The following is a 23,357-nucleotide window of genomic DNA, read 5'->3' on the forward strand; positions in this document are numbered from 1 at the left end:
CCTTCACCGGTCCCATAACATCCTGTGAAGCTGCAATGGCTCGGCATGCAGCTCCAACGGAGTCTGGCCTATTCCAGTTTTGCCTTGATTTTGTCAATGCCGTCTTTGATGGAGGCATATGCCTCTTCTACCGTCACTTTGTTGTTAAGCAGCTTGGCCATCTGTTCCTGAACGATGACTTCCATCTCGCTTTGTCCCGGAATTTTGTCCATCGGAACGCCGGATTCATCCAGCAGCTTGCTGAAGTCGTTCAGCATCGTCTTGTGTCCCTCTATCGCTTTTGGATAAATTTTTTCTGACTTCTTGATAATTTCATCGAGGCTTGTACTCTTGATCGCCGTCACGTTGACGACGGACGCTGCCGTGCTGTTGAATTCCTGGGATGACCATTCCTGAATGAGTCTCCAGGCGACTTCCTTGTTTTTACTGTCCTTGAACATCGCGATACCGACGTTCGATACCGGCGCTTTGGCTGATGTGCCTGAAGGCCCCTTCGGATACGCAATCGTACGGGAGACATTGACGATGTCTGGGTTAATGCTGTATACATTGGCTGTAAAGAACGTTCCCGCCGCAATCATGCCAACCTCGCCATTGCTATATGCGCGAAACATTTCCGGGTACCCCCAGGTCAGATGCGCTTTCGGCTGATAAGGCTCCAGATTTTTGAAATGCTGAAGCGTTTCCAGGTATTTGTTTTTGCTCTCAGCTGACGTATCGCTCAGCAGCAGATTATTGCTATATGCGGCCGTGAACGGCACACGGAATGCGAACCGGGCTGTTCCAAGCGGATAGCCGAAACCGTACTTGCCGTCTTTCGTCATCGCCTTGGCTGCTTTCTCAACATCCTCCCACGTTTGCAAGTCCTCCAGCTTCATGCCTGCTTCGTTCAGCATTTTCTCATTGACGATCATCGTGAAGGAGTTCGCTAGATTCGGTACAGCGTACAGTTTGCCGTCCTCTTGGGCATATTCCATCGTACCCGGCAGAAAATCGTCCTTCTTCAAATGCTCGCCTTCTTGCTCAAAATAGGGGGTCAAGTCTTCCAAGCCGTTCAATCGAACCAAATTGGTGATGTCTTGCGTTTGTGTGAGATCCGGGACGTCCCCCGAATTTAACATGACGGATAGTTTTTTCTCCATATCGGCCCACGACAGATACATGTACTCGATATTGACGTTCGGATATTTTTCCTTCATTCTCGCCTTGAACTGTTCAGCCAGCTCTTTCTCCGCCTCCGAAGTTCCCGGATAGACGAACCGGATGTCAGCCTTGACTGTGTTCCAGTCGATGGCCTCTCCGCTTGCCGCCGTCGATGGCGGCTGGCTGTTCTTTCCATTCTCTGCCGCGTTATTCCCGCCAGATGTTCCGCATCCGCTCGCTAACAGCGACAGTGCAACAACCACCGCGCCGAACCCAAATCTCTTTTTCCCCCTGCGCATATCTGATCATCCTCCCGTTTGGACTTGTCTTGCTTGTGCACAATCCCATCTTACCCGCAGATTCGATACGCAACAATGCGGCAATTTCAAGGTTTAGTGGACTTCGTCAAGTAACTGGTTTCGATCTTCTACCTCCATATTGAATGTAGAGAAAGGATTTGCTAATGTAACAGTATAAATTGCTTATAACATTATTTTCCTATGCGGATGATCAAGCGCCGCCTGTTGGGAGGCTTTCCATGTTCGTATTCAGACATCTGCAAACGAAACTGTTCGTATCCTTTGTATTACTCGTCCTCATTCCGCTGCTGACGCTCGGCTTCTTTTCGTTTCGGACCGCCACCTCCTCTCTAGAGAAGGAAACGGAGCAAAATCAAGCCCAGACGGTACGCTTGATCGGCAATAACATCAAGCTGATGCTAGACGACGCCGGAGACATTACTTCCTACATTATGAATAACGTTAGCTTACAAAGCTTGCTCAGCCGGGATTATAACGGACCGGTCAACACTGAACAGGCTGCCGCACTTGCTTATCTCGACAACATCAAAGCCGCCAAAAAATACGTTAGCTTCCTTGTTATCTACGGCCAAAACGGCTTTTTGTACCGCGATTTCAGCGAGTTTTTCCGGCAGGTCATCCCTTATTCAGACTTCGCTGAGATGCCGCTATACACCGCTGTTGCTTCCCGGGACGGCGAGGCATTCTGGACGTATTACAGCACCCCCCTATTTACATTCGGGCACAGCTACAATGAAATTATGATTGGACGGCGGATCGTCGATTTATATGACCCGGACAACAAGCTCGGCTTGCTTTTTATGGGTGTTAATCGTGACGCTATCGGCAATATCATTCAGGACATTGAGATTGTGCGCTCGTCTAACATCTTTATTTTTGATGACAACTACAATCTTGTATCGAGCAAAAGTCAGGACAACGGATTAAAAAAAACACTGATGGACGATCTGAAACTCAAGCAGCAGCTTTCACTTAAGTCGCATTCGGAGATCTATGATATTAACGGAAAGCGTTATTCCGTCGCCAGTACGGTCGTGGAACCATATCTTTGGAACATTGTGAGTCTCACACCGCTGGAAATTATCCGTAGCCAACACCGAATCATGCTAAATGTAACTCTCGCCCTATCGGTATCGCTGCTCGCTCTCGTCGGGTTCTGCTCGGTATTCCTATCGCGCAGTATTACAAAACCGATTAAGAAGTTACTCCGTTCCATGAACAACTTCAAACGGGGCGACTTCAACCAGAATGTCGAGGTCACCTCACGAGATGAGATTGGATTGCTTACCCAAAAGTACAATGATATGGTCATGGAAACGAACAGTCTCATTCAGAAAGTGTACATTAGTCAAACAAAACAAAAGATGATTGAACTTAAGACGCTTCAGACTCAGATCGAACCGCACTTTCTGTACAATACACTGGACTATATTTTCCTTAAATCGAAAATGAACGGTGATGATAATACAGCCCAGGTAACGCAATCCCTGACTGAGCTCTTCCGTCTTTCTCTTAACAAGGGTAAAGATTATTATACGATTCGTCAGGAGCTGAGCCAGGTCAAGGCCTATATTCATATCCAATATGCCCGCTTTCCGAACCGATTCATTCCTTGTTATGAGATCGATCCTGACATCATTCACTTCTATATGATGAAGCTACTGCTGCAGCCATTGGTGGAAAACGTGATTCTACACGCCTTTAGTACAAAGCGGGCACAGCCCGGCACGCTCTCGATCAAAGGAAGAAAACTGGACGAGCAGCGGGTTGAATTCGTCGTCGAAGATGATGGATGCGGCATGAGCCCGGAGATGGCAAGTTCTCTGCTTGAAAGTGATACCAGCGGCACCGGTTATGGCATCCGTAACGTCAATGAAAGACTGACGATGATGTTCGGGCCGGAATACGCACTACGTATTGAGAGTGAACTGGGGCATGGCACGCGTGTTATGCTGGTTATCCCGCTCATATCAGACGAAAACCAATGGAGGCTGCTTTATGAAAATCATGGTCATTGACGACGAACCCATCGTACCTCAAGCCCTTCGTGCCCTTATTCCATGGGAGGAGCATGGTTTTACTTGGCTTCCGCCTGCCGATAACGGAGATGAAGCACTGGAGCTTATCGAGCGAGACAAGCCCGATCTGCTGTTACTGGATTGCCGGATGCCGGGCAAAACTGGCCTGGAGCTGTTGCAGGAAATCCATGCGCGGGAGCTGCCGGTTAAATCGATCATCTTGAGCGGACACGACGAGTTCACGTACGCACAGCAGGCGCTCAAGCTAGGAGCCCTGGATTATTTACTAAAACCACCGGATCTCGACCAGCTGCTGAATGTTGTCCTATCCATCCAACAGCAATGGAAAGATGAGCAAAAGCTCAAAAGTCAACTTAAGGACCATCTGCCGCTGATCCGTTTCCGTTTTCTTACTTCTTTGCTGGAGGGCGCCTGCTTCAACGACGATCTGTTCGTGGAAAAAACGGAGTTCCTACACATCCCTCTACGGATCGGTCCCGTATATCTAGCAATCATCGAGTTGGACGAAGATCCAGACTTTCCGAAAAACTACTCTTACGAAGATCAGCAGTTGATGAACTTTGCTGTTATGAATATAGCTGAGGAGACGCTTGCGGCATGGCCTGACAAATTCTTAATTTGTCCTGAGCACAACCGATTCATTCTGCAGGCCAATGTCACACCGTCGCAGAAGGCTCAGTTTCGGGAGGATTTGTGCAGACTGGTAAGTAATCTGCGCGAGGCGCTTCACTATATGGTGATGATTGGGGTATCGGTGCAAGGGATGAGCCTCAATACGGAGGGCAAACATCTCTATCAATCGGCTCGGACGGCGTTGGAGTACAAATACTATACCGGTCAAAACCAGGTCGTGTTCGTTGAGGATCTGGAATGGGAAAATACCGTCTCACCGAATCAGAAGTTTCCAGCTTCCACTCCAGTTGATGAAGCGCTTCAACTTGCGCTCAAAGTCGGTAATCCCGATCAGCTCACCCGATGGCTAGAGGACTTTATCCAACATTTGAAGAGCCGCGACTATCCTGTACAAGTGACCAAATCCATTGCACTCCAGCACATGGTGGCAGCTGCGGACTCGCTGATGGGCATGCACCCGAAGCTGGCACTCGACGAACTGCTTCCCGCCGGTCAGATTACGATGTTCTTCGAAACGTCTACGCTGGAGCAGTTAGTGGAAGAAATGCGACGCTATCTGGATGTACTCCTGCGGCGGACCCTCGATTTTCGCAAAGTCGGTAAAAACGCTATCGTGGAAAAGACAAAGCGATTTATTGAGGATAATTTCAGGGAGTATGTGACGCTGGAGACAGCAGCACAGGCAGTCTACTTGTCGCCCGTCTATCTAAGCTTTTTGTTCAAGCAGGTCCAAGGCATCAACCTGTCGGATTACTTGACCGAAATACGGCTTGCCGAAGCGAGACGATTACTTGCGGAAACCTCTCTGAAAACCTATGAGGTGGCACTCCGCTCCGGCTACCAAGACGAGAAATATTTCTGCCGTCTGTTCAAAAAAAGGACTGGCCTGACACCGACCGAATACCGCAATCGCCAAAATTGATCAGCCATACCGCTCAAAAGATTAATATAATCTACCAAATCTAGACTCTATCCAATAGGTTAGAAAGAGTTGATTTGGTATGATTCTTAATGTAAGCGCTTTATATTTTATGTCCAAGGAGCTGATGATTCTTTTGAAACAAGCTGTTTCCTGTTTGCTGCTCGTTTGTCTTATGGCGGCTTTGGCTGTGCCAGCAGCCGCTACTGGTTACCGTGTCGATCCGAAACGGATCTATGCAAATGATGGCACCAATGATTTCTGGTGGTCTCATACGCGTTGTGCCACCCTGCCGGGACAAGGTCAAAATGGCACTCCGGCGATATTGTGCACGGCATCCAAAGATTTGAACGACAACCACTCTGACGTGTTTTATGACATCGCCTACACGGTCAGCACTAATCTTGGTGACAACTGGACGCCTTACAACGTTATCCCGCAATACGATTGGAAGACACTTCCGAATGGCTACAGGGGCATGCTCATCGATCCCGTTCCTGTCTATCATGCTGCAACCGGCAAGATCATACTGCTTGGCATGGCGCAGTCGTACGACGCCAATTTCGGCAAAAAGCAAACCTATCCGGCATACGCCGTATTCGACCCAACTATCGAAGCCTGGAGTGCAGATTGGCAACTCTTTGATTGGCCACAAGTATTCGGTCATGCGGGAAGCTCTTATCCACACATAGACGAGCAGACGGGCAAGGTGTTATGGCCGATCCATTCGACCTCCGGCTCTGGCGCGCTGCAAGTTGTGACCGCCTCCTTCGACGGGACCTCGTTGATATACGAAAGCATGAGCGGTACGGTCCCGAACACCGGCGTACACGGCAATCGTTCAGGTATCGAGGCTTCGCTGACCATGTTCGGCGGCGAATACTTCCTGACGAGCCGTGATGACACGAATAATCGTTTGACCAAGAGCGTCAACGGTATCGACTGGCAGCCCGCCGTTGATCTACAGTGGGAAGACGGCACTCTCATCGTCGGTAGCATGAATACGCAGATGCATTGGATTACGCGACCGGACGGCTTGTATCTCGTTTATACTCGGCAAGATTCCGTCAATTCGGATGTGTTCCGATATCGGGCGCCTCTATGGATGGCCAAGATGAATCCGGAAACGCTTAGGCTTAAGAAGGAAACAGAGCACAACGTGATGCCGAACACGACCGACCGTGCGCAGCTCGGGAACTTTGGCACGCTGGATGTTACGCCAGAGCTGAGTATTGTGACCAGCAATGAGTGGAATTCGCTCCAGCCTAACAGTACCATCGTGTCGCGTATCTGGTGGAACCGTTCATTGCTCGGGAGCTGGCCGCTGAACGAAACAGCCGGGATGACGGCCGTCGATACATCAAGTGCAGGACACGACGGCTCGATCTCAGGTGCAGTACCGGGCGCGGATGGGCACTTTGGTCCAGCACTGAGCTTCTCCCAAGCTGGCGATCACGTCAACCTTAGCCATTCTGCGGACGGCTCGTTTGACTTCGGCTCGACGCAAGACTTTACTGTCTCGGCATGGGTCAAGACAAGCCATACCGGATCGATCCAATATATCGTGAACAAAGGCGATACCAACGGCTCCTTCTGGCTTCGCTTCGAAGCGGACGGCTCACTCCGATTCTTGCTCGATTACGGGAATACGTTCGATGCAGTACAGTCCGCCGTTTCCTTAGCGGACGGTAAGTGGCATCATGTCGCTGGCGCGGCAGACCGCGATGCCGGACTACGGCTGTACGTCGACGGATTGATTGTCGCGCAATCGTCTGCGTTCCTGGGAGGCGACATAGCTAGCAACCTCCCCCTGACGATTGGTTCTAATTCAGCTTTGACGTTAAAGGGGCTGATTTCTGAGGTTAAATTATTCAATTATGTCTTAGAAGAACATGAGATGCTTGCTCTTGGTGGTGTCGCTGGCAGCTGGAGCTTTGACGAACCGACGGTGGGAAGCGGCATTATCACAGCCAACGATATAAGCGATTACGAATACGGGATGCTTTTGAACGGCATGGCTCGCAGCTCATCAGGTAAATCAGGTGGAGCTGTCCAATTCTCGGGAAGTGGACAATTCGTCAAGCTTGGTGATCCGGATTCCGGCTTGTACGACTTCGGCACAGATCAAGACTTTAGCCTGACCGCTTGGTTTAGAACCAATGTTGTCGGCACGCCGAAATACATCGTAAATAAAGGGGATACTAACGCTTCCTATACCCTGCGAATCGAGAGCAACAATACAATTCGATTCTGGCTCGATTACGGTAGCACCGCCGATGTCGTACAATCGACGCAGACGTATACAGACGGCAACTGGCATCATGTCGCGGCTGTAGCGGATCGGGACACGGGACTGAGACTGTATGTAGACGGTATATTAGTTGGAGAAAATAATTCGCTGCTCGGAGGTAACATCTCGAACAAACTGTCGTTGACCGCCGGACATAACTCGTCCTCCACAATGAACGGCCTAATCGACGAGGTTCGGCTGTACCGCTATGCGTTAACGGAAGAACTTTTACTGAACGAAATTGTAGGTGATTAAATCGGTGTACAGTTCCTTGTAGGACAAGTACTTGGACCTTAGCGCTGATTCTCTCTTGATCGGCAGATGTGACACAAGAATTGGAATCAAACAAAAACACCCTAATGCATTATGAAGTGCACCCCTTAGAATAGACATCGGATAAACCCCCTGGTTTATCCGATGAAATTCTAGAGGGTGCACTTCAATTTCGGCTCCGCAGTTCAATTATAAACACTACAATTGGATTTGTTTCATGTAAGCTTTGAATTCCTCAGCGATTTCTTTGTATTTTGTATGATGCAGGTAATGAGAACCTTCCATTGGGATCATTTTTCCCTGTGCGGATTGTTTGACTTGCTCTTCATGAAGCGGAATCCACTGTTTATTGTGCTCATTATTCGATTGAACGAAGAGAAGCAACGGCAAGTCTTTTGGCATTGTGAGTTTTTCTCCATTTTTAAAATTGGAACCGAGGTGGCTCAGTTCATTCATCAACGTTGGATTGGTCGCGACTTGATTCGAAATCAAACGCATCTGTTCTTTGGTATGCTCATCAAATGCAAGCGATTTATACGCATCTCCGCTCACTTTTTGGAACAATCTCATCAGACCTGATTTTTGAAGAAATTGCATGGATTTCAAAGGTAATTTGACATCCATCCCGGGTTGATTGGGAACGCTGCTATCGATGCCGACAAAAGCAAGAACTTCATCCGGATAAGTGTTCACATAGGTCGCTCCGTAAAGCCCCGCGATGGAATGTCCCATTAGAATGTAACTGTCTAAACCCAGTTGCTGCAAAGCTTCGTGAACCTCACTTACTATATTCTCCGTCGTTCTTTCCTTCTCGGTTTTATCGCTCAAGCCATAACCGAAAGGCTCGACCAACACGACTTTATAATTAGGGGTAATTTCATCGATCAGCAATTTGAAATCAAGTGCAGGTGACGGGGTTCCTTGTCCCGGTAGGAGTACAACGGTTTGTTCTCCGCTGCCTTGAATGAGCACATTCATCTTTTTCCCATCCACATTGACATACTGGCCATAGGATTCGATTTTCTTTTTCTCTACCCCATCGCTGATTGCATCAACGATAAAAACGATGCCCATGAACAGCACGAGCGCCCCTACAATACCTCCGATTATTTTTAACCATAGGTTCCGTTTCTTGTGGCTCTTAGTCCCAGTTGTTTTTATTTCTACCTTATTTGCCACGTTCATCTCTTCCCTTCCTTGTCTCTGTATCTGAAGTGCCGCCTTGACGACATATTCAAAGTGTAATCAACTAAGATGTACTCATCGTGACGACAATATGAACGGAATATGAACAAGTCAAAAAGGAGGCGTTATATCTGAAAGATATAAGTACCTCCTGGAGACATATTTAGATCAACAGCAAATCGGAATGCAACACCTTGGAATACTTCTTACAAGATTTAAAACGCTCATCGTATTATTTGTTGACGGTTACCTTGATGATATCACTTATGGTCTCTCCCGCTGCATTAACCAGCTCCGCCCGGTATTCATAATTGCCGGAAGCGCGTCCAGTGACTTCAGTCGTAGCGCTCTGCGCCGAAGGCGTGTTGGCGTTTAGCGCTTGCGTGTCGATCAGTTGCCCGTTCTCATAAAGGCGGTACTCTGTGGCATTAGTGCCCCACCACAAATTCATAGTTACTTTATAAGAGCCATCTCCGTCCCAGTTGTCATGGGTCAGGACCGGCTTGCCCGGTGCGGCATCGCGGATCGTCACCGTGAGCGGCTGGCTCTTGCTTGTGCCGTATTTGTTGGTAAGCTCCACTGTGTATATATAGGTGCCATTCGGCTTACCGTGAAGCCCTGTGCTTGCCGTCTGCGCGGAAGGAGATACATCCTTCAGAGACTTGGAGTCGATCAGTGTGCCATTCTCATATAGCTTGTAGCTGGTAGCGTTATTGCCCCACCAGAGGTTCATGGTGACGGTAAAGTTGCCGTCACTGAGTCCATAACCGTAGCCACTATTCGAGGACAACACAGGCTGTCCAGGCTTGTCAGTTGCAAGTGCCGCTCCGCCAGTAATTTGGAACGTGTAGCTCTTTTCGGCAGTGTTGCCTGCGGCATCGGTCACGACGTAGTTTACAGTATGGGACCCGGCACCCAGCTCCGCAGCGTTCAGGATCTGTCCGTCGGCTATGGGCTGTCCATCCAGCAGAAGCTGCTTGGAGGTGACGCCAGACAGATTATCTTCGGCAGCCAATACAAACTTAAGCTGGGCCTCCTCCTCCACATCTCCGACCGCATGACCGGACTCCGTCAGCTCGGCTGTCGGTGAAACCGTGTCGATATTAAGGCTCAGTGTCTTAGTTTCTTCCGCCTTTCCCTTGCCCGAAACCGCATGATAAGACAGCGTATGCCGTCCATCTTTGCTTACGACCAACGGAGTGCTGTATACGGCTTCCGCACCGCCGTTCAGCGAGTAATAAACTTTAGCTGTATCGGAGTCGGCCTTCAGGGTTACTTCGGTGGGCTGGTTCAACCAGCCGGCAGCGTTCGGATTTGCCGACAGGGTTGCCGTCGTTACTGGAGCCCCCACTTCTTCCACAATGCTGAAGTCTCCGAGACTTCTAGGCTTGAGTTGGTATACGTCTTTGAAGATCGCGGCTACGCCCGTAATATCGAGCTTCTGTCCTTCCGCATAAGGGAAGCTGTCTTTCGTGATGCCCGTCCGGGCATCCACCCGGATGTGATTGCTTGTCCCGCCATCGGCGATGGCGTCAAATTCAAAGGAACCGCTTGGAGTGGCTGTGATAATATTCGTCACTTTCACGTCTTTAAGCTTGAGCAGCTGACCTTGATTGGTATCGTTCACAGCCGGCACGTCAACGGACTCGGGCAGCTTCGCAGTGCCGCTCTTCTCGATCTGCACAACTTCGGTCAACTCTAGCTCCGAATTGTACAGCGCCGTGGACGCTGTTACCTTGACCGTGTCGCCGGCATGGAAGCCACTTTGGCTCTGGTAGACATAAAGTCCGCCGGTCTCATCCTGCAGATAAAAGGTTTGCCCGCCGAAAATACCCGGCTCAGTCGTTACGATCCCCTCAACCGTCACCAAGGATCCAACAATCTTGGTCCGGGCTTCGCCGATGGAAACGGTCGCTGGAATCGGATCTTCCTCGTCCGGAAGCGGTTCTGCTGGGACGTTACCGAGCGTTACTGATTCGGTCTTCAGGTTCGTTCCGTTCTGGCGCAGACGCAGATTGGATGCAGCCGTGGTGCCCGGTTTGATCTGTACGGTCAGATCTTTGTAGGCATGGCCGTTCAAGTCTGAAGTCAGGCTAAAGTTGGCGCTGTAAGCATAGCTACTCGGCCAAGTGCCGTCACTGTTCTGGATCTTGGCGATCTGGGCACCGCTACTCACCTGGTAGATACCCAATTGGAAGCCTGATACGCTCGTATTGGCAGGGAGATTATCTGCGCTGACACGAATCTGGAAATCCTGCGCGTTCGGCAGCACCGTTTGGTGCGTGAAATTGTACACCGCACTTGCAGTAGCTGCCGGTCCGCCGTAAGAGCCCGCCTTGTAGCTGGTGCGGTCAAACCATTTGTAGCCGGCATTCGGAGCGGCCCATGGCTCTGGCTGAGGCTCAGTGGAAAGCGCCGGCTCTTCGAACGGCAGCAGCTGCGTCGGCTGATCCAGCGTCAGGCCACTTACCTTGGTGAAATCCGTATAGCTCTCTTGTTCGGCGAGCCAGTTAACCGTGTTCACCAGGAGCTCAGCATCGTCAGCCTCCTTGAAGCCATCGTAAGTCGTTTTTTTGGCACCGGTATCCTCGCGCAAATACTTCGGCGTGGCATCCTCGACTGGGGAGGAGTCGCCGAGAAAGGCGGCTTTGCCGGCACCTTTTTTCGCCACGGCCACATAAGGACCTTCCGCTACGCCGCCGCCATTGTAGACACCTTGGTCCACCGCGTTGCCCCAAGCATTGTTGGTTTTCGGCAGATAGACGATGCCCTTCGCTCGGGTCGGGTCGAGGATTGCCAGCGTGGAGCCGGCATGCATGGCTACACTTGATACTCCTGATGTAATACCGAAGGCCTGATCGGGAGCCACGATGTTGGTGGCGTTAATGTCACCAAGCGCATTGAAGCGGAACCGGACACCGAACTCTTCCGCCAGCCAGTCGGAGCTGACCACGCCTTGCATTGCCGCGGAACCGGCCTCTTCAGTGCTCATGCCTTTGGCCGGGTTGTCCCAAGCTCCGCGGCGGTAACCGTTGAATGCCTCATTGCCGTCCCAGCGGTTCTTATTGCGGTCCGCATTGTAATGATCGCCGATGAAGAAGATGCTGCCGCCGTTCTCCACGTATTCCGCCATAGCTGCCTGCTCACTGGATTTATATGGAATGTTAGATTCGGCCACGACGAAGACGTCATAGCTGGAAAGATCGCCTAGCGTAATCGGAGTGGTCTTACGAAGCTCTTTGACGTAATAGCCTTCTTGCGCAAGCGCATTACCAAAATCGGAAAAAGCGCCATCAATAACCCAGTCGGCCGCTCCGGCCGTCTGCGCGTGGGTATTGTCAAACAGAATTTTCTGGCCTGCATGCTCGTTGACCACTTTGGCTTCAATGAATGGGGCGGGGTCGCTTGGCCCCTCAGCGTATATTGCCGAGCCGGCTCCGAATGCGAACAAATGCAGGGGTACGGCAACAGATGCAACCAGCATGCTTTGTAGCAGCTTCTTATTCCAACCTGAACGCTTCTCCTTCATATTCATCCTCCTTAAGATATAGATCGGTGGATTTTTCCATAATTGTCCACCGCTTTCGTCTAATATGCTATCTCATAAGGATTAGGAAAAACATAGATTTTTGTAAAGTGTTGTAAATTTATACTTTCGGCCTATACAGTGGGTGAAAACAAGGTCGAATCTTGGAAATAAGCTATGAAAAAAGTCTTAGTGATACTGGAGTTTGGGTCCGGAACGTCCTGCAATAGAAAAATGGTCAAACACAAGAATCACAAAAAATCCCCCCATGTATACAGGAAGAGTTCACAATCACGTGATCTCATATATTCCTGACTATCATGAGGGGATTTTTGGCTAAAAAGTAGGCTCTGCTTGATGGAGCACATACTTCATTCGATTATTTATTGAAAGTAATCTTCTCCGAACCGTTCTCAAGAATGATCGAAGTGTCCCGCGGCTTTGTTTCCGCGATTTTGCGGCCGGCTTTGAACGAATAAAGTACTCCGGCCTGTTTACGAATGGTCTCATACTCGTTCTCTGCTTCAAGAACGATGAAGTTGGCAGGTTTACCTACTTCAATGCCGTACATATCCTCGATATTCAACGTTCTTGCACTATTTTTCGTAATAAGATCGATTGAATTTACGATTTGATCGTATCCGAGCAACTGAGAAGCATGAATACCCATGTGCAGCACCTGAAGCATATTGCCTGTGCCAAGCGGATACCATGGATCAAAAATGTCATCGTGACCGAAGCATACATTAAGTCCCGCTTCCAGCAGTTCTTTGACGCGAGTTAACCCTCTTCTTTTCGGATAAGTGTCAAAGCGTCCTTGCAGATGGATGTTAACCAGAGGATTGGAGACGAAATTTAGGTCAGCCATCTTCAGTAATCTAAACAATTTGTACGTATATGCATCATTGTATGACCCCATCGCCGTCGTGTGGCTTGCTGTCGTACGGGAGCCAAGCCCGCGTTCGTAAGCTTCTTTGGCTACAACTTCCAAGAAACGGGATTGCTCGTCATCGATTTCGTCGCAATGTATATCGATCAGACGGTCGTATTTTTCAGCGAGGTCAAACGCAACCTTCATCGAATCAACGCCATATTCTCTTGTGAATTCGAAGTGTGGAATACCACCCACCACGTCAACACCCATTTTCAGCGACTCTTCTAGTAATTCCACGCCGTTCGGGAAGGAGTGAATACCTTCCTGTGGAAAAGCGACAAGCTGGATGTCAATGAACGGTGCCATTTCTTCTTTTACTTCAAGCATCGCTTTTACGGCGGTCAAGCTTGGATCAGTAACGTCTACATGTGTTCGTACATGCTGGATACCCTGCGCGATCTGCCACTTCAATGCAGTTTTGGAACGCGTTTTGACGTCTTCATGCGTCAGGAAGGCCTTGCGTTCTGACCAACGCTGGATGCCTTCAAACAGTGTTCCGCTCAAATTCCATTCCGGCTCACCTGCTGTTAACGTTGTATCCAAGTGAATATGAGGTTCAATGAACGGCGGCAGCACAAGTGAGCCGTTAACATCAATTACTTCCTCATTCGCAGTTAGTTCCATTGATTGCGTGATAAGCTCAAACTTCCCATCTTTCACAACAATATTCCATAAACCTTCTTTACCCCGCAATTTTGCGTTCTGTATAATCATTTTTATTCCCCTTTTCTTTGGATTCTTTCTTAGCAACGATCAGCATTATCACGGTGTATACAACCGCTGTTCCAATCAGTGCATTAAGTGGTGTTATTCCTGGAGCCAGCTGGGCGAAGGCCACGCCGATAACCCAAGCTACCATCGCGATCCAGTTTACATTTTTGAAGGTCATGTCGGCAAATGGTTTATAGTTTCTGCGCTTCACAATAAAATAGTCTGCGATGATGATGGCGCCGATGGACGGGATCGCCGCGCCCAGCACATTCAGGAAACCAACGAAATTGTTGTACATCCACATGGCAAATACGGTACCCACGATGCCGTTAACGATAACGAAAAACTTTTTCGAAATTTTAGTGATATTGGCAAAGCCCAGCCCGGAAGCGTAAAGTGCGTTATCGTTAGTTGTCCAGATGTTCAGCCCCAGTACGATGATCGCAGGAATGAGCAATCCTTGCAAGAACATGACCTCCGAGATATCTGCCAAATTATAAGCCATTGCGCCGACTGCACCGAAGAGAAACATAAGTGAGTTCCCTAAAAAGAACGAAATGACCGTTGCAGTAACCGCCTGCCGGGAGGTTCTGGCAAACCGGGCAAAATCGGGCGTCAACGTTCCGCCGCTAATGAATGACCCGATACAAATGGTCAATGCTGCTGCTGCGGTGAGCGACTCTGTTGGTGTGTAATCGAGCAACCCTTGCATACCACCCAGCGTGTTTACTCCTTCGAACACGGAGTAACCACCGAGAATAGCAATGGCCGGAACTGCTATATAACCCAGAATGACGAGCGACTTCATGCCGAAGATGGCTGATGCCGTCATTGCGAGACCAAACACGAAGATCAAAAGGTACACATTCCAGTCCATCGCTCTGGCGACCGGTACCGCGAACATGGCTACACCGACACCGAACCATCCGACCTGTGTGAAGCCAAGCAGGAAAGAAGGAAGGTACGAGCCTTTTTCACCGAACGCATATTTTGCAAGCAAATGCGTGGAAAGACCTGTTTTGGCAGCGATATGTGCCAGTGCTCCGGTATAGATGCCGAGTGCCAGATTACCGGCAAGCACGATTCCAATGAACTCCATGAATGTCAAACTGACCCCTAACGTTCCCCCTGCCAACATGCTTGCGGAAAAGAAAGTGAATGCTAACATGACGGAGAACGTCTTTCCAAAATGATTTCTCTGCGTTTTCGGCACCGCTTGCCACGAAAACTCTTGATCTTGTTTACTCATCAGAATACCCCCAGTATAAAGTGTCCTGATACCAAAAAAGCAGAAACAAAAGAGGCTACTCGTCAGATCAAACTGACAAGTAGCCTCTTTTGTTCATCATAATCCGCGCTAAGACACAGAGCATCCCTTGACGGAATATGCCCTGCTTCTCACGTGATTATAAAAATCCGCTGTCCTTGTCAGCCTCTCTGGACTGAATTAAAGGTACCAGTATTCAATTACATTCTATTATTTTAGAAAAACCTATAGATGTCAATGTCATTAATATCCATTGATATAAATCCTCTTTTGAATGCTGCGCTTGGAATTATTATGTGGATGAGGTCGACCAAGGCACTTGCTCATAGTACAAGTCTTATGTGGTACCGGACAACCTCACTCTCGGAGTTCCTCCACTTCCTATCAGGAACGGCCTGATCCACAGTCCAAACGGAGCGGTTATTTAATTTATTCAGGAGGTGGATTCCGTTTCGCTCAGATGTGCCATATCTATTAAATTATTTAGTAGTGCCAAGTAATAAATTAACAATCGTATCCAGCTGAAGCTCTAATGAAAAAGGATCCTCCATTACGAATTCATCATGATAATTATCGCCATACAAATAAACTTTGCCATTTTTCACTGCAGGGATGCCTTTCCATATGTTACTTTCCATTGCTTTATTGGTTGCATCCGCATCGCCATTATATACAAAAACATAATCACCTAAATATTCTGGAAGCACTTCAAGTGAAATGGATTCAAACCCCTCTGCCATATTTTTGGCACTTTCTGTTGGAGGCAGCTGCAGCATATTGTATATAGTGGAAGAACCATAATTTCCGCCCTTTGCCGCTAAGACGTACACGGCCTTTTGTGAAAACTGAACAATCGAAACGGTTTCCCCTTCCTTGATAACCCCGGTAAGTTTCGACTTTGCTTCAGCTACTTTCTGTTCATATTCCGTAATCCATTCTTCTGCTTCTTTTTCTTTTCCGAATATTTTGCTTACACTCCTAAATTTATCAAGCGGCCCTGCTGTTTTTAACCCCTCCCAATAAGGCAGAAAAACAGTGGTCCCAATTTTTTCATATTGTTCTATGTTCTCATCGATCGAACCGATAATTAAGTCCGGATCTAGCATCGTTAATTTTTCCAAATTTAAAGGAAAATCCCCTAAATCCTCAATTTTCTCGATCGTTTCTTTGGGTATGTCCGCTTTTTCCATCCAGCCTTCATCCAGCATAAACGTTCTTGCTCCGATGGGTACAATTCCTAATTTCAATAAATGCCCCATATATTGGTCAGCCGCCACTCTTTTCGGCTCTGCTGGTACTTCCACATCTCCCTTAGGCGTTGATACTATTCGAGTGTTCGTACTTTCTTCTGATGTTGCTTGATTTACGGTTCCATTCCCATTACTTTGTTCCTTCGTAGCAGTACCCGTCCCACTTGAGCAAGCACCTAATAATAGAGAACTGCAAAGCAGTAAAGCTGCCGTCGTCTGAGATTTTGTCATTTTAAACATATGTAATTCCCCTTTTTCCGTATTATGATAATGATTATCATTATTAATATACTGTTGAACGATGTGTTCAAAAATAGAGGATGTGGGGAAGTTTGATGGACTTTCAGCAACTTTATGTGCCTGTATCTCTCTTGTTCTAAAATGTGCAGGGGATACACCTTTTCTTTTCTTAAAAATTCGGCTGAAATAATAAACGTCTCTATAACCAACGCTTGCTGCAATTTCCCCGACAGAAGCCTCTGTTGTCATTAAAAGCTCTGTTGCACGTTCAAGCCGAAAACGAATTAAGTAATCAATCGGACTCATACCTGTGTACTCTTTAAACAATGATGACAAATGATAAGCACTGAAATTAAATACTTCCGCAAGAGAATCTAATGTAATTGGCTCCGCATAGTATTCCTGGATATAGGTGATGACTTGGACTGCAACACTTGTTTGTTTCACCTCAGTCTCTTTTCTATGTATTTCTTTTAAAACCTGATCAATGAATTGATAAAACAGTGATTTAACATGGAGCCACTCTTCTTGCTTGTTCCATTTTTGATGCATCATTTGAATTTTGTTATAAAGTAAAATGGGTGCATCAGGGGAAAAACAATATTGTATTTGGAAGGGATCCTCTTCATGAATCCATGCACGGTAGTAAATGATATAGTAAACAAATTTTTTACTTGTCGGAACAATATTGAGGGTCGACCCTTTCCCGCTATGGAGGATTTGAAATCCTGTAAAAGAAAATTCGGCCTGATCTAACTGAACTTGAGCGCTCCCATGTACCGAAAGTAAAAATATACTGGCAGGAATCTTATATTTTTGAAGAATTTCGCCTTGAACCATTTCAATTTGGCGTACATCCAATAACTTGACGGTCGCTTGATCCCAAAGAAATATTTGATTTTTGATGTGCATAATGACTACCCCTCCGTTATCTGTCTAATGATCATCATAAATGATAACCATTATCAATAACAGTTGTCTAAAGATAATAAAGGTCTAGACTGAAGAAAACTGCTAAAATGTAGTTAATGTATAATGTAGATATCCCTCATGAACAAAGGAGAACTGAAAATGAGAAAACTCGTTCTATTTCTTCACGCATCGCTTGACGGTTTTGTAGAAGGGCCGAATGGTGAAATGGACATTGGCTGGGTTTCCTACGATGCTGATTTGGAGAAACATGCGAAAGAAATTCTGAGTACTGCCGACACTGTCCTTTGGGGACGTGGGACTTATCAGATGATGCATAGTTACTGGCCATCTGTGCCTTCGAACCCATCAGCTTCGCAGCATGAACGGAATCATGCCGAGTGGATTGAAAAGACAGCCAAAATCGTTTTTTCCACGAAGCTGGAGAAAGTCGAATGGAATAATTCCAGACTCGTGAAAGAAGATGTCGAGAAAGAGATCAATAACCTCAAACAGCAGCCAGGCAAGGATATGGTCATCCTCGGCAGTCCTAGGTTCGCACACCACCTCATGCAGCTTGATTTAATTGATGAGTATAAAATTACGGTTTCTCCCGTTCTGATCGGTAAGGGATTGCCGTTATTCCAAGGACTCAAGGAGAAGATCAATCTTAAGCTAATCGAAAACAAGACCTTTGATTCTGGAGCCATAGGCCTCGTTTACCAGACGGTAAGATGACCTTGTCACTTAAGGTGATTATGCTAACGGGGAACGTTATTGGAGCGACAACAGCTGTAGTCTAATATTTTATTTTCACCAAACAACAGGTCAAGATATTTATCTAAATAACAAAAATCCGATTGCGCCCAGCAGCGTCAATCGGATTTTTGTATAATAAATTATTGTTCAGCCGCCAATTGCAGGAAATGATCTGCAGCTAAACGGACAGCCAGGATACTTGCGCTGTTTAGTGAATTATCAAAGATAAGAACATGATTGTTTTTTACTGCTTCCAGTGAGTTCCACGCTTTTGAAGTTTCCTTCTCCTTGATGGCCGCCTTTGCGATATCCATATCATGCTGGATAATAATATAATCGGGATTCATGCTGTATAGACCCTCCAGAGAAAGAGCCCCGCCCTCCTCGGGATATCCCTTTGGTGGCAACAACCCAAAGCCCACAGTTTGATTGTAGTACATCGTGTTTTTAGAGCCTTGAGCATTAAAATTGGCTTTTCCATCGACCCGTAGCAAGGCAAAGGTCTTATTTTCAAGACTATTTAACTGTTTTTTCGTATTGGCTATCATTTCTTGTGTTTCCTTAATGGCTTGTTCTGCTAACGTCTCTTTTCCAACAATCTGAGCACACAGCATCGTCGTTTTTTCCCAGGTATCGGTGTAGTCAATTAAGATGACAGGTGCAATCTTATTCAACTCATCATAATTGCTATCAACAGAACCCTTGAAGGTTACAATCACATCAGGCTTTGCATCCATGATCATTTCCAGATTCGCATTGCTATTGCCCAAATCAATAATCTCAGCAGTTCCGGCATAAGGCTGTAAAGTAGCGAAATCTTTCATTGCTTCAGCTGCGTTAGTTGATGCGATTGGAGGCGTATCTAGAGCGAAAAAGTAGTCCAAATACAAAGGATGCAGAACCGCTATCCGCTCAGGTCGTGTCTTGAGCACCACTCCATTGTCGCTGGCATCTGCAATTGTTCTTGGCCATCCCGCTTCCTCGATCTTGCCGACTTCAGGTGCAGTTGTGACTGAAGTTTCGGAACATCCAGCCAGTAATCCTGCTATTATAATTAAGGATGCAATCCATCCAAATAGTCTATTCATTTGGCTCCCCCTTGAGTTGTTATCATTACTATCTGTATAAATGCTTCATTAAATCACGGTTTTTCTGTATGAACAGGTCATTGTGCGAAGACACCATCCCGGTCGAATTTGCCTCCGGCGTGATGTATTGTTTGGCCTGGTTTACTGCATTTGCAGAATCCTGGAACGCTCCCGCTATCAGGTGCAGCTTCCCTTCATGATGCAGAACATCACCTGCCGCATAAATGCCCGGCACGGATGTCCCGCTCATTGCTGATCCTGAAATCCGATGTTCCCACAGATCAATTTTAATTTCACTGTTCACCAGTAGTTCTTTGTCGCGTTCATAGCCGTGATTAATGATGACCTCATCAACGGACAGCTCAAATGCTTCTTCATTGTCATTGCTTTTTAGCAGTACTGTCCCTATTCTTTCGTGATCCGGTGTGGCAATCAATTTTTCGATTGAAGTATTTAATAAGCACACTACGCCATTGTTCGCCAAGCGTGAAATATCGGCTTCATGCCCCTTTAAGTTCTCTTTCCGGTACGTTAAATACACCTTCTTGGCAATCAGGGCCAGTTCGTTCGCCCAGTCAACAGCAGAATGTCCGCCACCCGATATTAGAATAGTCTTCTCTTTGAAGCGGGCAAGTGACTTCACCGTATAATGCAAATTTGTAATTTCAAATCTTTCGGCACCCTCGATTTCAAGCTTGATCGGCTTCAGAATGCCTCCTCCAATGGCCAATATTACAGTTCTAGTGAAATGCTTCCGGTTTGCGGCCGTGTGCAATATAAAGTAACCTGCTTCATCTTCCGAGATGGATGTGACCTTTTCATTAAAAGCAACCTCCGGCTGGAACGTCATCCCTTGCGCAACCATTTGTTCAATAAGCTGCGAGCCAAGAATAGGTTGTAAGCCTCCCACATCCCAGATCATCTTTTCCGGATAAACATGCACCTTGCCGCCAAGTACAGGCTGAAATTCAATGATTTTGGTCTTCATTTCGCGGAGTCCACTATAAAATGCAGCAAATAATCCGGCCGGACCGCCGCCAATAATCGTAACATCAAACATTTCCTCTTCATGCATCGTTCAATCGCCTCAACTCTCTTTTTTATATCCCTAGATGCTCACGAAAAGTGCACCCCGTATATTCACTTCGGAACAAGCCTTTCTCAACCAGCTTCGGTACCAGCTTCTCAAAAAACAGTTCCATAGATTGTTCTGAACCGCCCGGCAAGGCGATGAAGCCATCCATAGCCCCCGCTTCAAACCGCTCAATAATATCGTTCAGTACATCCTCGACTGTCCCGACAGATACCCAATGAGCAGATCCGACAACCTCTGGCCTGTCCAGGATCTCTTTCACTGTAGGCTGGTTTTTGATAATATACCGCCGCAATAGTTCTGCATGTGTCCGGCTGCGGACGGCCTGATTTGGATCGGGTAACAAATCGGCAGTTACGCGCCTATCTATGGAATAATCGGTTAAATCAAGACCTAACACCGATTTAAGCGAAGCATGTCTTCGCTCAAGACTTAAATTCGCATGTGCGGTCTTATGTAATTCAAGCGCTTCTTCGCGCGTATCAGCCAGGAAAAAATATAAGCCCGGCAAAACTCTGATGGCATCCGGATCACGTCCCTGCTCTGCCGCTCTTTTTCTCAGATCATTTCTTAGCTCCACTCCTGATTCGATATCCGGCATTGCTGCAAAAATAGCATCTGCAACGGAAGAAGCGAAATTCCGTCCAATATCCGAAGCGCCGGCTTGAAATAGCGGAGGCGTTCCTGACCTGTGAGCAGGCAAAGTAAGCGGTCCTTTTACACTGAAAAATTCACCGGAATGATTTATAGCAGTTACTTTATCCTTATCCGAGAACATACCCGACTGACGATCGATAACAATCGCTTCATTCGGAAAACTCTCCCACAGCTTGCATACAACATCCGTGAACTCTTTTGCCTTGGCATATCTCTCTTCCGGTGAAGGCATAGGTGAATCGCTGAAATTATCGGCGCCTTCAATAGAAGTGACAATATTCCAGCCGGCACGTCCATTGCTCAGCCAGTGTAAAGACTGAAGCTGTCTTGCTACAACATAAGGCGGATTAAAAGTGGTAGAAATCGTCGTCACTAGTCCGATCCGCTCGGTTTCACGGGCTATCGCTGCAAAAAACAATGCAGGGTCCGGACTGCCGAAATTAGAGGAATCCCCTAACATCTGCGGGCTAACATACAGATAATCAGCCCTGAATAGAAAATCGAGCTTAGAATTCTCCGCCATTTTTGCCAAATCAATATAATATTCGATAGACCCCATCCTTTCGACTCCGCTATCCGGGTGCCGCCAGCCGTCTCCTTTCATCCAGGTTGCATTTAAGGACAACCCAATACATAATTGTCTGTTTCCTGTCATATCTACCAGCCTTTCATTTATAAATCAATTTACTGATAATGATTCTCAGTTACAAGGGTGAGTTTATCAAAAATTTAAATGAATTCAAATGTACAAATCTCAAATTCTACATGCATCATTATTTAATCTAAATAAAAAAAATCTGCACTTCTGGTTTATCACCAGTAGCTGCAGACTTAATTCAAGTATAAGAAACTCGATATGTATATTATCTAATTATCTATAGGCAGATGGAGAAACACCGAATTTCTTTTTAAATAATCGGCTGAAATACAGCGGATTGTCATAACCGACACGGTCCGCAATCTCGTGGATAGGAAAATTGCCTGCTTTGAGTAAGTCACAGGCTCGTTCCATGCGATAATTAACGACATAGTCGATTGGGCGCAGTCCCGTGTACTTGTGAAAGAAGTAAGAGAAGCGGTTCGTACTCATTGCATGCCGTTCCGCTAAATCACCGAGAGTAAGTGAATTCATATAATGGAGTTTAATGTATGCAAGGGCTTCGTCTACCATCCTTTGATTCGGAGAACTGTCGTTCTCTCTGTAACTGCAAGCAATCAGAACCTGATGCATCAGGCTTAAGAACAGCTCTTTGATACGCAGCTTTCCAATTTCTCCGGATGGATGAGTATTCTGATGAAGCATGATTAGTAATTCAATAATTTTTAGATTGGCTCCTGGCTCCAGCTTGAAATGAGAGTCAAATTCGGTAGTACAATTCATTTCTTCTGGCATATCCAATTTATAAAAAAGGGAGTAATACTCAAGCTCTGATTGTCCTATTACCTGTGAGTCCATTTGCATACCTGGAGCCGCATGAAAAACTGACCCTGGCCGTAATTCATATACGGTTCCATTCACACGTATTCTGGCTCCCCCGCGAATGATAAACAGAAATCCATGCTTAACGGTGGTAAATTCACTTAATAAACTTTTGGGCTGGATGACTAATCTGCTTCTATCTTCTATATCATAGACACCTTTAGTAAATGCCTTTGCTAATTTGTCCAAATTTATCAATGTTCTGCACCTGCTTCCTACCACCATGCTTCTTTTAAAATCAGATCGAATTCTGATATTTATTTAAAATAGTATAGACAATAGTGTGCAAAATTGCTAGAAGTGTAGTAGATATTCTAATGTACATTGCACCCAAGAAGATGCTCAGGAGATTTTGGTTGAAAATATGCCGTCTTCATTACAATCAATTTGAAGAAGTTCATCCTGTAAAATCCAAACATCAGTGTTTTCAACAAAGAAATTAAATCCACCAATGGATTGAACCCATGCTGGATCTATCGGTGTAGCACTTGCATTAATTCCAACAGTGAAGGCATCTGAGCCTCCACCGGAATATTTTGCATAAATTCTTACATATTGGCCCTCTTCCAAATCCCATTCATTCTTAAATGAATCCAATGCTTTTTCGGATACTGCAAATGATATCATTCCTCTTCTCTCCT

Annotated in this window: 16 protein-coding genes; 4 read left to right on the forward strand and 12 right to left on the reverse strand. The window is 46.7% G+C overall.

The genetic code is table 11. The features are described 5' to 3' along the window. Positions 1-68: 68 nt before the first annotated feature. Entirely contained in the window at positions 69-1,442 is a 1,374-nt protein-coding gene (locus NSQ29_RS11510; RefSeq protein ID WP_076283715.1) for an ABC transporter substrate-binding protein, read from the reverse strand. A gap of 239 nt (positions 1,443-1,681) precedes the next feature. Here NSQ29_RS11510 and NSQ29_RS11515 point away from each other — a divergent pair, with 239 nt between their 5' ends. Further along, entirely contained in the window at positions 1,682-3,481 is a 1,800-nt protein-coding gene (locus NSQ29_RS11515) for a sensor histidine kinase (protein ID WP_341125098.1), read from the forward strand. Next, entirely contained in the window at positions 3,462-5,057 is a 1,596-nt protein-coding gene (locus tag NSQ29_RS11520) for a response regulator (protein WP_076283717.1), read from the forward strand. The genes NSQ29_RS11515 and NSQ29_RS11520 overlap by 20 nt, the downstream gene beginning before the upstream one ends. A gap of 100 nt (positions 5,058-5,157) precedes the next feature. Here the strand turns inward: NSQ29_RS11520 and NSQ29_RS11525 are convergent, their stop codons facing one another. After that, a complete protein-coding gene (locus tag NSQ29_RS11525; protein ID WP_179086709.1) occupies positions 5,158-5,721 on the reverse strand; it encodes a hypothetical protein in 564 nt (187 codons plus the stop codon). 495 nt (positions 5,722-6,216) lie between these two features. Between NSQ29_RS11525 and NSQ29_RS11530 the strand changes: the two genes are divergently transcribed. After that, on the forward strand, positions 6,217-7,599 hold the full coding sequence (locus tag NSQ29_RS11530; protein ID WP_341125099.1) for a LamG domain-containing protein: 1,383 nt from the start codon (positions 6,217-6,219) through the stop codon (positions 7,597-7,599). A gap of 216 nt (positions 7,600-7,815) precedes the next feature. On the opposite strand, the gene NSQ29_RS11535 is transcribed toward NSQ29_RS11530, so the two are convergent. From NSQ29_RS11535 to NSQ29_RS11555, 5 genes are all read right to left on the reverse strand, one after another. Continuing rightward, complete coding sequence (locus tag NSQ29_RS11535) at positions 7,816-8,802, reverse strand: alpha/beta fold hydrolase (RefSeq protein ID WP_076299815.1); 987 nt, start codon at positions 8,800-8,802, stop codon at positions 7,816-7,818. Between the two features lie 232 nt (positions 8,803-9,034). Beyond that, positions 9,035-12,331: a chitinase N-terminal domain-containing protein gene (locus NSQ29_RS11540; RefSeq protein ID WP_445739161.1), complete on the reverse strand. Its 3,297-nt coding sequence runs from the start codon at positions 12,329-12,331 to the stop codon at positions 9,035-9,037. A 376-nt stretch (positions 12,332-12,707) separates the two neighbouring features. After that, positions 12,708-13,976 (reverse strand): cytosine deaminase, encoded by a 1,269-nt coding sequence (locus NSQ29_RS11545; protein WP_340969650.1) that lies wholly within the window; start codon positions 13,974-13,976, stop codon positions 12,708-12,710. After that, the gene (gene codB, locus NSQ29_RS11550; RefSeq protein WP_339795836.1) at positions 13,945-15,222 is read right to left on the reverse strand and encodes a cytosine permease; all 1,278 of its coding nucleotides are present in this window, start codon (positions 15,220-15,222) and stop codon (positions 13,945-13,947) included. The genes NSQ29_RS11545 and codB overlap by 32 nt, the downstream gene beginning before the upstream one ends. A gap of 497 nt (positions 15,223-15,719) precedes the next feature. Next, positions 15,720-17,642 carry an AraC family transcriptional regulator gene (locus tag NSQ29_RS11555; RefSeq protein ID WP_341125100.1) on the reverse strand — a complete coding sequence of 641 codons (1,923 nt, stop codon included), beginning with the start codon at positions 17,640-17,642 and terminating at the stop codon, positions 15,720-15,722. Between the two features lie 159 nt (positions 17,643-17,801). Here NSQ29_RS11555 and NSQ29_RS11560 point away from each other — a divergent pair, with 159 nt between their 5' ends. Continuing rightward, positions 17,802-18,377, forward strand: a complete 576-nt coding sequence (locus NSQ29_RS11560) for a dihydrofolate reductase family protein (protein WP_341125101.1) — start codon at positions 17,802-17,804, stop codon at positions 18,375-18,377. A 161-nt stretch (positions 18,378-18,538) separates the two neighbouring features. Here NSQ29_RS11560 and NSQ29_RS11565 read toward each other — a convergent pair whose 3' ends face one another. The 5 genes from NSQ29_RS11565 to NSQ29_RS11585 form a co-directional block, all read right to left on the reverse strand. Next, the gene (locus tag NSQ29_RS11565) at positions 18,539-19,486 is read right to left on the reverse strand and encodes an ABC transporter substrate-binding protein (RefSeq protein WP_339795833.1); all 948 of its coding nucleotides are present in this window, start codon (positions 19,484-19,486) and stop codon (positions 18,539-18,541) included. Positions 19,487-19,514: 28 nt separating this feature from the next. Then, entirely contained in the window at positions 19,515-20,561 is a 1,047-nt protein-coding gene (locus tag NSQ29_RS11570) for an NAD(P)/FAD-dependent oxidoreductase (protein ID WP_341125102.1), read from the reverse strand. A 25-nt stretch (positions 20,562-20,586) separates the two neighbouring features. Next, positions 20,587-21,891, reverse strand: a complete 1,305-nt coding sequence (locus tag NSQ29_RS11575) for an NtaA/DmoA family FMN-dependent monooxygenase (protein ID WP_341125103.1) — start codon at positions 21,889-21,891, stop codon at positions 20,587-20,589. Between the two features lie 216 nt (positions 21,892-22,107). Continuing rightward, a complete protein-coding gene (locus NSQ29_RS11580; protein WP_341125104.1) occupies positions 22,108-22,905 on the reverse strand; it encodes a helix-turn-helix domain-containing protein in 798 nt (265 codons plus the stop codon). Between the two features lie 153 nt (positions 22,906-23,058). After that, positions 23,059-23,343, reverse strand: coding sequence for a HesB/YadR/YfhF family protein (locus NSQ29_RS11585; RefSeq protein WP_341125105.1), 285 nt, complete (start codon positions 23,341-23,343; stop codon positions 23,059-23,061). Between the last annotated feature and the right edge of the window lie 14 nt (positions 23,344-23,357).

Source organism: Paenibacillus sp. FSL F4-0236 (genome assembly GCF_038000135.1).
GTDB lineage: Bacteria > Bacillota > Bacilli > Paenibacillales > Paenibacillaceae > Paenibacillus_AQ.